This window comes from Pseudomonas monteilii, assembly GCA_001534745.1.
In the GTDB taxonomy this organism is placed as follows: Bacteria; Pseudomonadota; Gammaproteobacteria; order Pseudomonadales; family Pseudomonadaceae; genus Aquipseudomonas; species Aquipseudomonas alabamensis.
On record CP013997.1, the window covers coordinates 422,773 to 435,750 of the forward strand.

Here is a 12,978-nt window from a genome sequence, read left to right on the forward strand (position 1 = left end):
AGGCGGCGCAAGCCTTAAAACACCAGCCCACGCAGATGGTGCTCCCGATTCGTGATCGAATCAGACACCAAAACGACATCCGGCCCAGGCCAGATGAAACGGTAGAAACCAGGAGTAAACCCGTGGCAATTAAACTCGAAGACAAGAAGGCCATCGTCGCTGAAGTCAACGAGGCTGCCAAAGTCGCTCTGTCCGCTGTCGTGGCTGATGCCCGTGGTGTGACTGTAGGCGCAATGACCGGACTCCGTAAAGAGGCTCGTGAAGCTGGCGTTTACGTACGTGTCGTACGTAACACCCTGCTCAAGCGTGCCGTTGCCGACACTGAATTCAGTGTGCTCAACGACACCTTCACCGGCCCTACCCTGATTGCCTTCTCCAACGAGCACCCGGGCGCCGCTGCCCGTCTGTTCAAGGAGTTCGCCAAGGGTCAGAGCAAGTTCGAGATCAAGGCAGCTGCGTTTGACGGCAATTTCATTGCCGCCAACGAAATCGATGTGTTGGCGACCCTGCCAACGCGCGACGAGGCTATCGCGAAGCTGATGAGCGTTATCCAAGGCGCCACCAGCAAGCTGGCGCGTACGCTGGCAGCCATTCGCGATCAGAAAGAAGCTACCGCCGCCTAAGGCACGGAAAGCGCTTTCAAATCATACGTTTAATTTGATGGCTGGATAGGCTGTCACCCCAATACAGGATTTAAGTCATGTCCCTGACTAACGAGCAAATCATCGAAGCAATCGGCCAGAAAACCGTTCTGGAAGTTGTTGAGCTGATCAAAGCAATGGAAGAAACCTTCGGCGTGACCGCCGCTGTTGCCGCTGCTGGCCCAGCTGCCGCTGCTGCCGTTGTTGAAGAGCAAACCGAGTTCAACGTTGTTCTGAAAGCCGCTGGCGACAAGAAAGTCAACGTGATCAAGGCTGTCCGTGAACTGACCGGCCTGGGCCTGAAAGAAGCCAAGGAAAAGGTTGACGGCGCTCCTCAAGTCATCGCTGAAGGCGTTTCGAAAGAAGCCGCTGAAGACGCGAAGAAGAAGCTGGAAGAAGCAGGCGCTGAAGTCGAAGTTAAGTAACTATCGACTTTGCGTCTCCAGCCCGAGCGTCGAGCAGACGGCTGATGGCTGGTGGCTTTTGCCACCGGCCTTTTTCCGTTATTGGTTGGTCGATCAACGTCGACCCCGATAACGCGCTGTAACCACCAGAGCGGTGGCGCAAACCAAGGGGTTTGCACGATTTTCTGGCTGCTCCCGCCGGGAGGAGCCAAACAAGCAGGTGACCAAGCTGGGGAACGCTGATGGCTTACTCATACACTGAGAAAAAACGTATCCGCAAGGACTTTAGCAAGTTGCCGGACGTCATGGATGTGCCTTACCTCCTGGCCATCCAGCTGGATTCGTATCGTGAATTCCTGCAGGCAGGCGCATCCAAGGACCAGTTCCGCGACGTCGGTCTGCATGCGGCCTTCAAATCGGTATTCCCGATCATCAGCTACTCCGGCAATGCCGCCTTGGAGTATGTTGGCTATCGTCTGGGTGAGCCGGCCTTCGATGTGAAGGAATGTGTCCTGCGTGGCGTGACGTTCGCCGTCCCGCTGCGGGTGAAAGTCCGGCTGATCATCTTCGACAAGGAATCGTCGAACAAAGCGATCAAGGACATCAAAGAGCAAGAAGTCTACATGGGTGAAATCCCCCTGATGACTGAAAACGGTACCTTCGTTATCAACGGTACCGAGCGTGTGATCGTTTCCCAGCTGCACCGTTCCCCGGGCGTGTTCTTCGACCACGACCGCGGCAAGACTCACAGCTCCGGCAAACTGCTGTACTCCGCGCGCATCATTCCTTACCGCGGTTCCTGGTTGGACTTCGAGTTCGACCCCAAGGACTGCGTCTTCGTGCGTATCGACCGCCGTCGCAAACTGCCGGCCTCGGTCCTGCTGCGCGCGCTGGGCTACAGCACCGAAGAAGTCCTGAATGCCTTCTACACCACCAACGTGTTCCACATCTCCGGCGAGAGCCTGAGCCTGGAGCTGGTGCCACAGCGCCTGCGCGGTGAAGTGGCCGTGATGGACATCGTGGACGAGAACGGCAAGGTCATCGTCGAGCAAGGTCGTCGCATCACTGCACGTCACATCAACCAGATCGAGAAGGCTGGCGTGAAGCAGCTGGACGTGCCGATGGAGTATGTCCTGGGCCGTACCACTGCCAAGGCCATCGTGCATCCGGCCACGGGCGAGATCCTGGCCGAGTGCAACACCGAGCTGACCACCGAACTGCTGATCAAGATCGCCAAGGCACAGGTCGTCCGTATCGAGACCCTGTACACCAACGACATCGACTGCGGTCCGTTCATCTCCGATACCTTGAAGATCGACACCACCAGCAACCAGCTGGAAGCCCTGGTCGAAATCTATCGCATGATGCGTCCCGGCGAGCCGCCGACCAAGGATGCAGCCGAAACCCTGTTCAACAACCTGTTCTTCAGCGCCGAGCGTTACGACCTGTCTGCCGTCGGCCGCATGAAGTTCAACCGCCGTATCGGTCGTAACGAGATCGAAGGGTCGGGCGTGCTGAGCAAGGAAGACATCGTCGAGGTGCTCAAGACCCTCGTCGATATCCGTAACGGCAAAGGCATCGTCGACGACATCGACCACCTGGGTAACCGTCGCGTGCGTTGCGTCGGCGAGATGGCCGAGAACCAGTTCCGCGTGGGCCTGGTGCGCGTCGAGCGCGCGGTCAAAGAGCGTCTGTCGATGGCCGAAAGCGAAGGCCTGATGCCGCAGGACCTGATCAACGCCAAGCCTGTCGCGGCGGCGGTCAAGGAGTTCTTCGGTTCCAGCCAGCTTTCCCAGTTCATGGACCAGAACAACCCGCTGTCGGAAATCACCCACAAGCGTCGTGTCTCCGCACTCGGCCCAGGTGGTCTGACCCGTGAGCGTGCAGGCTTCGAAGTCCGTGACGTACACCCGACCCACTATGGCCGCGTGTGCCCGATCGAAACGCCGGAAGGCCCGAACATCGGTCTGATCAACTCCCTGGCGGCCTATGCCCGCACCAACCAGTACGGCTTCCTGGAAAGCCCGTACCGCGTGGTGAAAGAGGGTGTGGTCAGCGACGACATCGTCTTCCTGTCGGCGATCGAAGAAGCAGATCACGTCATCGCCCAGGCTTCGGCCGCGATGAACGACCAGAAGCAGCTGATCGACGAGCTGGTGGCCGTGCGTCACCTGAACGAGTTCACCGTCAAGGCGCCGGAAGACGTCACCCTGATGGACGTCTCGCCCAAGCAGGTCGTCTCGGTCGCTGCCTCGCTGATCCCGTTCCTCGAGCACGACGACGCCAACCGTGCGTTGATGGGTTCGAACATGCAGCGTCAGGCCGTTCCGACCCTGCGTGCCGACAAGCCGCTGGTGGGTACCGGCATGGAGCGCAACGTCGCCCGTGACTCCGGTGTCTGCGTCGTGGCGCGTCGTGGTGGTGTGATCGACTCGGTCGACGCCAGCCGTATCGTCGTGCGCGTGGCGGATGCAGAGGTCGAGACCGGTGAAGCCGGTGTGGACATCTACAACCTGACCAAGTACACCCGTTCCAACCAGAACACCTGCATCAACCAGCGTCCGCTGGTCAGCAAAGGTGACGTGGTCAGCCGTGGCGACATCATGGCCGACGGTCCGTCCACCGACATGGGTGAACTGGCGCTGGGCCAGAACATGCGCATCGCCTTCATGGCATGGAACGGCTTCAACTTCGAAGACTCCATCTGCCTGTCCGAGCGCGTGGTTCAGGAAGACCGCTTCACCACGATCCACATCCAGGAACTGACCTGCGTGGCCCGTGACACCAAGCTCGGTCCGGAAGAGATCACCGCGGACATCCCGAACGTGGGTGAAGCTGCGCTGAACAAGCTGGACGAAGCCGGTATCGTCTATGTCGGTGCCGAAGTCGGTGCGGGCGACATCCTGGTCGGCAAGGTCACGCCAAAAGGCGAGACCCAGCTGACGCCGGAAGAAAAACTGCTGCGCGCGATCTTCGGTGAGAAGGCCAGCGACGTGAAAGACACCTCCCTGCGCGTGCCGACCGGCACCAAGGGTACCGTCATCGACGTCCAGGTCTTCACCCGTGATGGCGTCGAGCGCGACAGCCGTGCATTGTCGATCGAGAAGATGCAGCTCGACGAGATCCGCAAGGACCTCAACGAGGAGTTCCGTATCGTCGAAGGCGCGACCTTCGAGCGTCTGCGTGCAGCGCTCAATGGTCAGGTTGTCGATGGCGGCGCGGGCCTGAAGAAGGGCACCGTGATCAGCGATGACGTCCTGAACGGTCTGGAGCACGGTCAGTGGTTCAAACTGCGCATGGCCGAAGACGCGCTCAACGAGCAGCTCGAGAAGGCTCAGGCCTACATCGTCGATCGTCGCCGTCTGCTGGACGACAAGTTCGAAGACAAGAAGCGCAAGCTGCAGCAAGGCGATGACCTGGCACCGGGCGTCCTGAAGATCGTCAAGGTCTACCTGGCCATCCGTCGTCGTATCCAGCCAGGCGACAAGATGGCCGGTCGTCACGGTAACAAGGGTGTGGTCTCGGTAATCATGCCGGTCGAAGACATGCCGCACGACGCCAACGGTACGCCGGTCGACGTCGTACTCAACCCGCTGGGCGTACCGTCGCGTATGAACGTCGGGCAGATCCTCGAAACCCACCTGGGCCTCGCGGCCAAGGGCCTGGGCGAGAAGATCGACCGCATGATCGAAGAGCAGCGCCAGGCCGCCGAACTGCGCGGTTTCCTGACCGAGATCTACAACGAGATCGGTGGTCGTCAGGAAAACCTGGACGAGTTCTCCGATGCCGAGATCCTGGCCCTGGCCAACAACCTGAAGAAAGGTGTGCCGATGGCCACGCCAGTCTTCGACGGTGCCAAGGAAAGCGAGATCAAGGCCATGCTGAAACTGGCAGACCTGCCAGAAAGCGGCCAGATGCAGCTGTTCGACGGGCGTACCGGCAACAAGTTCGAGCGTCCTGTAACCGTGGGTTACATGTACATGCTCAAGCTGAACCACTTGGTGGACGACAAGATGCACGCGCGTTCCACTGGTTCCTACAGCCTGGTCACCCAGCAGCCGCTGGGTGGTAAGGCGCAGTTCGGTGGTCAGCGTTTCGGGGAGATGGAAGTGTGGGCGCTGGAAGCATACGGCGCGGCATACACCCTGCAAGAAATGCTCACAGTGAAGTCGGACGACGTGAACGGCCGTACCAAGATGTACAAGAACATCGTGGATGGCGATCACCGTATGGAGCCGGGCATGCCCGAGTCCTTCAACGTGTTGATCAAAGAGATTCGTTCGCTCGGTATCGATATCGATCTGGAAACCGAATAACACGTGACGCGAATCGGGAGCGGGGCTGACACAGCTCGCTCCCTGCTCCGCCAGGAGGAAAGGCCTTGAAAGACCTACTGAATTTGCTGAAAAACCAGGGTCAAGTCGAAGAGTTCGACGCCATCCGTATCGGTCTGGCGTCGCCTGAAATGATCCGTTCGTGGTCGTTCGGTGAAGTTAAGAAGCCGGAAACCATCAACTACCGTACGTTCAAGCCCGAGCGTGACGGCTTGTTCTGCGCCAAGATCTTTGGCCCGGTCAAGGACTACGAGTGCCTGTGCGGTAAGTACAAGCGCTTGAAGCACCGTGGCGTGATCTGCGAGAAGTGCGGCGTCGAAGTCGCCCTGGCCAAGGTCCGTCGTGAGCGCATGGCGCACATCGAACTGGCTTCGCCGGTCGCCCACATCTGGTTCCTGAAGTCGCTGCCGTCCCGTATCGGCCTGCTGATGGACATGACCCTGCGTGACATCGAGCGCGTGCTCTACTTCGAGAGCTACGTCGTCATCGACCCGGGCATGACCACCCTGGAGAAGGGTCAGCTGCTGAACGACGAGCAGTACTTCGAAGCGCTGGAAGAGTTCGGCGACGACTTCGATGCCCGCATGGGTGCCGAGGCGGTCCGCGAGCTGCTGCACGCCATTGACCTGGAGCACGAGATCGGTCGCCTGCGCGAAGAGATTCCGCAGACCAACTCGGAAACCAAGATCAAGAAGCTGTCCAAGCGCCTCAAGCTGATGGAAGCCTTCCAGGGCTCGGGCAACCTGCCTGAGTGGATGATCCTGACCGTTCTGCCGGTACTGCCGCCAGACCTGCGTCCGCTCGTCCCGCTGGACGGTGGCCGCTTCGCGACGTCCGACCTGAACGACCTGTATCGTCGGGTCATCAACCGGAACAACCGTCTCAAGCGCCTGCTCGATCTGTCGGCACCGGACATCATCGTGCGCAACGAAAAGCGCATGCTGCAGGAAGCGGTCGACGCCCTGCTCGACAACGGCCGTCGCGGTCGCGCCATCACTGGCTCGAACAAGCGTCCGCTGAAGTCGCTGGCCGACATGATCAAAGGTAAGCAAGGTCGCTTCCGTCAGAACCTGCTCGGCAAGCGCGTGGACTACTCCGGTCGTTCCGTGATCACCGTGGGTCCGACCCTGCGTCTGCACCAGTGCGGTCTGCCGAAGAAGATGGCCCTCGAGCTGTTCAAGCCGTTCATTTTCGGCAAGCTGGAAATGCGTGGTCTGGCGACCACCATCAAGGCCGCCAAGAAGATGGTCGAGCGCGAGCTGCCAGAGGTCTGGGACGTCCTGGCCGAAGTCATCCGCGAACACCCCGTGCTGCTCAACCGTGCACCGACCCTTCACCGTCTGGGTATCCAGGCGTTCGAGCCGGTGTTGATCGAAGGCAAGGCGATCCAGCTGCACCCATTGGTGTGTGCTGCGTACAACGCCGACTTCGACGGTGACCAGATGGCCGTTCACGTGCCGCTGACGCTGGAAGCCCAGCTCGAAGCGCGTGCGCTGATGATGTCGACCAACAACATCCTGTCGCCTGCCAACGGTGAGCCGATCATCGTGCCGTCGCAGGACGTGGTTCTGGGTCTGTACTACATGACCCGTGAAGCCATCAATGCCAAGGGCGAAGGTCGCGTGTTCGCCGACCTGCAGGAAGTCGACCGCGTATTCCGCGCCGGCGAAGCTGCCCTGCACGCGAAGATCAAGGTCCGTATCAACGAGACCGTGAACGACCGTGACGGCAACAGCGTCAAGAACACCCGCATCGTCGACACCACCGTCGGCCGTGCACTGCTGTTCCAGGTGGTACCGGCCGGCCTGTCGTACGACGTGGTCAACCAGCCGATGAAGAAGAAGGCGATCTCCAAGCTGATCAACCAGTGCTATCGCGTGGTTGGCCTGAAAGAGACCGTCATCTTCGCCGACCAGCTGATGTACACCGGTTTCGCCTACTCGACCATTTCCGGCGTTTCGATCGGGGTGAACGATTTCGTCATCCCGGACGAGAAGGCCCGCATCATCGGCACTGCGACCGACGAAGTGAAGGAAATCGAGAGCCAGTACGCGTCGGGTCTGGTGACCCAGGGCGAGAAGTACAACAAGGTCATCGACTTGTGGTCCAAGGCGAACGACGAAGTGTCCAAGGCGATGATGGCCAACCTCTCGAAAGAGAAGGTCATCGACCGCAATGGCGACGAAGTCGACCAGGAATCCTTCAACTCGATGTACATGATGGCCGACTCGGGTGCGCGGGGTTCCGCTGCACAGATCCGTCAGCTGGCCGGTATGCGTGGTCTGATGGCCAAGCCGGACGGCTCGATCATCGAGACGCCGATCACCGCGAACTTCCGTGAAGGTCTGAGCGTACTGCAGTACTTCATCTCGACTCACGGTGCACGTAAGGGTCTGGCGGATACCGCCTTGAAGACCGCTAACTCCGGTTACCTGACCCGTCGTCTGGTCGACGTGGCGCAGGATCTGGTGGTGACCGAGATCGATTGCGGTACTGATCAGGGTCTGCTGATGACCCCGCACATCGAAGGCGGCGACGTCGTCGAGCCCCTGGGTGAGCGTGTACTGGGTCGTGTCATCGCCCGTGACGTGTTCAAGCCGGGCACTGAGGACGTGATCGTTCCAGCCGGTACGCTGGTGGACGAGAAGTGGGTCGAGTTCATCGAGCTGAACAGCATCGACGAAGTGGTCGTGCGTTCGCCGATCAGCTGCGAAACCCGCTACGGCATCTGCGCCAAGTGCTACGGCCGTGATCTGGCCCGTGGTCACCAGGTGAACATCGGCGAAGCGGTCGGCGTCATCGCGGCCCAGTCGATCGGTGAGCCGGGTACCCAGCTGACCATGCGTACCTTCCACATCGGTGGTGCGGCAAGCCGGACTTCGGCAGCCGACAGCGTCCAGGTGAAGAATGGCGGCATGGTGCGTCTGCACAACCTGAAGCAGGTCGAGCGTGCCGACGGCAACCTGGTCGCGGTCTCGCGTTCCGGTGAGCTGGCGATCGCCGACGAGTTCGGTCGTGAGCGTGAGCGCTACAAGCTGCCGTACGGTGCGGTCATTTCGGTCAAGGAAGGTGACAAGGTTGACGCTGGCGCCATCGTCGCCAAGTGGGACCCGCACACCCACCCGATCGTGACCGAGCTGAAAGGTACCGTGACCTTCGTGGGCATGGAAGAAAACATCACCATCAAGCGTCAGACCGACGAGTTGACCGGCTTGACCAACATCGAAGTCCTGGACGTCAAGGACCGCCCTGCCTCCGGCAAGGAAATCCGTCCGGCGATCAAGATGGTCGATGCCAATGGCAAGGACCTGATGCTGCCAGGTACCGACGTACCGGCGCAGTACTTCCTGCCAGCCAACGCCTTGGTCGGTGTGGCTGACGGTGCACAGATCGGTGTGGGTGACGTCATCGCGCGTATTCCGCAAGAGACGTCCAAGACCCGTGACATCACCGGTGGTCTGCCGCGCGTTGCCGACTTGTTCGAAGCGCGTCGTCCGAAGGAAGCGTCGATCCTGGCGGAAGTCAGCGGCACCATCGCGTTCGGCAAGGAAACCAAAGGCAAGCGCCGTCTGGTGATCACGCCGAACGATGGTACCGATCCGTACGAAGAGCTGATTCCGAAGTGGCGTCACCTCAACGTGTTCGAAGGCGAACAGGTCAACCGCGGCGAAGTCATCTCGGACGGTCCGAGCGACCCGCACGACATTCTGCGTCTGTTGGGTGTCAGCGCGCTGGCCAAGTACATCGTCAACGAGATCCAGGACGTCTACCGTCTGCAGGGCGTGAAGATCAACGACAAGCACATCGAGACCATCCTGCGTCAGATGCTGCGCAAGGTCGAGATCGCCGAGTCGGGCGATTCCAGCTTCATCAAGGGCGACCAGATGGAGCTCACGCAAGTGCTGGTCGAGAACGAGCGCCTCGCTTCCGAGGACAAGTTCATCTCCAAGTTCTCGCGTGTGCTGCTGGGTATCACCAAGGCGTCGCTGTCGACCGAATCGTTCATCTCGGCAGCATCGTTCCAGGAAACCACGCGCGTGCTGACCGAAGCTGCGGTCACCGGCAAGCGTGACTACCTGCGCGGCCTGAAGGAGAACGTGGTCGTGGGTCGTCTGATCCCGGCAGGTACCGGTCTGGCGTACCACAGCGAGCGCAAGCGTCGCCGTGATGCCGACAAGCCGCTGCGTGTGAGCGCCAGTGAGGTGGAAGCCGCACTGACCGAAGCACTGAACTCGAGCGGTAACTGAGTCCGAGGCCAGGCCCCGGTCCTCTCCCAAGGTCATCGTCGACAGCGATTGTTGCCGATGACTGGCGGGGCAGGGCCGGGGCCTTGTCTTGACTGAATGCAAGATCCTCATTAGACTTTTGTACCCTTAAATTTGGTGAGGCTCCGTCTCGTCGATTTTTGGCTTTTCTTGCAAGACAATAGCGTCGCAAGACAATCAGTGGAGCTAGTAGATGGCAACTATCAACCAGCTGGTACGTCAGCCGCGTAAGCGTACCGTCGAGAAATCCGACGTACCTGCGCTGCAGAACTGCCCGCAGCGTCGTGGCGTGTGCACCCGTGTGTACACCACCACGCCGAAGAAACCTAACTCGGCATTGCGTAAAGTCTGCCGTGTGCGCCTGACCAACGGTTTCGAGGTTTCCTCGTACATCGGCGGTGAAGGCCACAACCTGCAAGAGCACAGCGTCGTCCTGATCCGTGGCGGCCGTGTAAAAGACTTGCCAGGTGTTCGTTACCACACCGTTCGCGGCTCTCTGGATACCTCCGGCGTCAAAGGCCGTAACCAGGGTCGTTCGAAGTACGGTACCAAGCGTCCGAAGTAATCGGCCGTTTGCAGACATCCATTTATTTGAGTCGATAAGAGTAAGGTCGGGCAGGGGTCGAAGACCCGCGTCCCGGGCTAACCTGAAGACCGTTTGAGGGCTTATCATGCCAAGACGTCGTGTAGCAGCAAAACGTGAGATCCTGGACGATCCGAAGTACGGATCCCAGATTCTCGCCAAGTTCATGAACCACGTGATGGAAAGCGGCAAGAAGGCCGTCGCAGAGCGCATCGTTTACGGCGCACTGGACACCGTCAAGGCCCGCAAGAACAGCGACCCCCTGGAAATCTTCGAGAAAGCTCTCGACGCCATCGCTCCGCTGGTCGAAGTCAAGTCCCGCCGTGTAGGCGGTGCTACCTACCAGGTTCCTGTCGAAGTTCGTCCGTCCCGTCGTAATGCACTGGCAATGCGCTGGCTCGTAGACTACGCCCGCAAGCGCGGCGAGAAGTCGATGGCCCTGCGTTTGGCTGGCGAGCTGCTGGATGCCGCTGAAGGCAAGGGTGCTGCAGTCAAGAAGCGTGAAGACGTGCACCGTATGGCTGAAGCCAACAAAGCGTTCTCGCACTACCGCTTCTAAATCAAGCAACAATCTTTTTGCGAGGGCTTTATGGCTCGTACTACAGCAATCAACCGCTACCGTAACATCGGTATTTGCGCGCACGTCGATGCGGGCAAGACCACTACGACCGAGCGGATCCTGTTCTACACAGGTCTGAGCCACAAGATGGGCGAGGTGCATGACGGCGCCGCGACCACCGACTGGATGGTGCAGGAGCAGGAGCGGGGTATCACCATTACCTCCGCTGCCGTGACCACCTTCTGGAAAGGTTCCGTTGGTCAGTATGACAACTACCGCGTCAACGTCATCGATACCCCCGGCCACGTTGACTTCACCATTGAAGTCGAGCGTTCGCTGCGCGTACTCGACGGCGCGGTCGTCGTGTTCTGCGGTACCTCCGGCGTTGAGCCGCAGTCCGAAACCGTATGGCGTCAGGCCAACAAGTACGGCGTTCCACGTGTTGTCTACGTGAACAAGATGGACCGTGCCGGTGCCAACTTCCTGCGCGTTGTCGGCCAGATCAAGAACCGCCTGGGTCACACCCCGGTTCCGGTCCAGCTGGCCATCGGTTCGGAAGATAACTTCCAGGGTCAGGTCGACCTGATCAAGATGAAGGCTATCTACTGGAACGACGACGACAAGGGCACCACCTACCGTGAGGAAGAGATTCCTGCGGACATGCTCGAGCTGGCCGAAGAATGGCGCTCGAACATGGTGGAAGCTGCTGCCGAGTCCAGCGAAGAGCTGATGAACAAGTACCTGGAAGGCGAAGAGCTGACCGTCGAAGAGATCAAGGCAGGCCTGCGTGCGCGCACCCTGGCCAGCGAGATCGTCCCGGCTGTCTGCGGTTCGTCGTTCAAGAACAAGGGCGTTCCCCTGGTTCTCGACGCCGTCATCGACTACCTGCCTGCTCCGACCGAGATTCCTGCCATCCAGGGTATCAACCCGGACGACAAGGATCTGGACAAGGAAGATCCGGCTGTCCGTAAGGACGAGCGTCACGCCGACGACAACGAGCCGTTCTCGGCCCTGGCGTTCAAGATCGCGACCGACCCGTTCGTAGGTACCTTGACCTTCGTTCGCGTCTACTCGGGCGTTCTGAGCTCCGGTGACTCCGTCATCAACTCGGTCAAAGGCAAGAAAGAGCGCGTTGGCCGTATGGTGCAGATGCACGCCAACCAGCGTGAAGAGATCAAAGAAGTACGCGCTGGCGACATCGCTGCTCTGATCGGCATGAAGGACGTGACCACGGGTGAAACCCTGTGCAACGCCGACCATCCAATCATTCTCGAGCGTATGGACTTCCCAGAGCCTGTGATCTCGCTCTCCGTCGAGCCAAAAACCAAGGCCGACCAGGAGAAGATGGGCATCGCACTGGGCAAGCTGGCTCAGGAAGACCCGTCGTTCCGCGTCAAGACCGACGAAGAGACTGGCCAGACCATCATCTCCGGTATGGGTGAGCTGCACCTGGACATCCTCGTTGACCGCATGAAGCGCGAGTTCAACGTCGAAGCCAACATCGGCAAGCCGCAGGTTTCGTACCGCGAGAAGATCACCAAGTCCAACGTCGAGATCGAAGGCAAGTTCGTTCGTCAGTCGGGCGGTCGTGGTCAGTTCGGTCACTGCTGGATCCGTTTCTCGGAGCCGGAAGTCGACGAGAAAGGCAACATCACCGAAGGGTTGGTGTTCTCCAACGAAGTCGTTGGTGGTGTGATTCCGAAGGAATTCATCGCCCCGATCCAGAAGGGTATCGAAGAGCAGATGAAAAACGGCGTCGTTGCCGGTTATCCTCTGATCGGCCTGAAGGCCACGGTATTCGACGGTTCGTACCACGATGTCGACTCCAACGAAATGGCGTTCAAGATCGCCGCTTCGATGGCAACCAAGCAACTGGCCCAGAAGGGCGGTGGCGTGGTTCTCGAGCCGATCATGAAGGTCGAAGTTGTAACCCCGGAAGACTACCTGGGTGACGTGATGGGTGACCTGAACCGTCGTCGTGGTCTGGTCCAGGGTATGGATGAATCGGTCTCTGGCCGTGTTGTCCGTGCCGAGGTTCCGCTCGGAGAGATGTTCGGTTACGCGACTGACGTTCGTTCCATGTCTCAGGGTCGCGCGAGCTACTCCATGGAATTCTCTAAGTACGCTGAAGCTCCGTCGAACATCGTCGAAGCTCTCATTAAAAAACAAGGCTGATTCAGCCCCTTTAGGCT

General features: G+C 59.6%; 7 protein-coding genes. All 7 read left to right on the plus strand.

Annotation, left to right across the window (positions count from 1 at the left end; genetic code table 11):
- Positions 1–122: 122 nt before the first annotated feature.
- Positions 123–623, plus strand: coding sequence for a 50S ribosomal protein L10 (rplJ, locus tag APT63_01905; protein AMA44464.1), 501 nt, complete (start codon positions 123–125; stop codon positions 621–623).
- A gap of 77 nt (positions 624–700) precedes the next feature.
- Complete coding sequence (rplL, locus tag APT63_01910) at positions 701–1,066, plus strand: 50S ribosomal protein L7/L12 (protein ID AMA44465.1); 366 nt, start codon at positions 701–703, stop codon at positions 1,064–1,066.
- Between the two features lie 221 nt (positions 1,067–1,287).
- On the plus strand, positions 1,288–5,361 hold the full coding sequence (rpoB, locus tag APT63_01915) for a DNA-directed RNA polymerase subunit beta (GenBank protein AMA44466.1): 4,074 nt from the start codon (positions 1,288–1,290) through the stop codon (positions 5,359–5,361).
- Positions 5,362–5,426: 65 nt separating this feature from the next.
- A complete protein-coding gene (locus tag APT63_01920) occupies positions 5,427–9,626 on the plus strand; it encodes a DNA-directed RNA polymerase subunit beta' (protein ID AMA44467.1) in 4,200 nt (1,399 codons plus the stop codon).
- A gap of 211 nt (positions 9,627–9,837) precedes the next feature.
- Complete coding sequence (locus APT63_01925) at positions 9,838–10,209, plus strand: 30S ribosomal protein S12 (GenBank protein ID AMA44468.1); 372 nt, start codon at positions 9,838–9,840, stop codon at positions 10,207–10,209.
- Positions 10,210–10,315: 106 nt separating this feature from the next.
- Positions 10,316–10,786 (plus strand): 30S ribosomal protein S7, encoded by a 471-nt coding sequence (locus APT63_01930; protein ID AMA44469.1) that lies wholly within the window; start codon positions 10,316–10,318, stop codon positions 10,784–10,786.
- Between the two features lie 30 nt (positions 10,787–10,816).
- The gene (fusA, locus tag APT63_01935) at positions 10,817–12,961 is read left to right on the plus strand and encodes an elongation factor G (protein ID AMA44470.1); all 2,145 of its coding nucleotides are present in this window, start codon (positions 10,817–10,819) and stop codon (positions 12,959–12,961) included.
- Positions 12,962–12,978 lie beyond the last annotated feature (17 nt).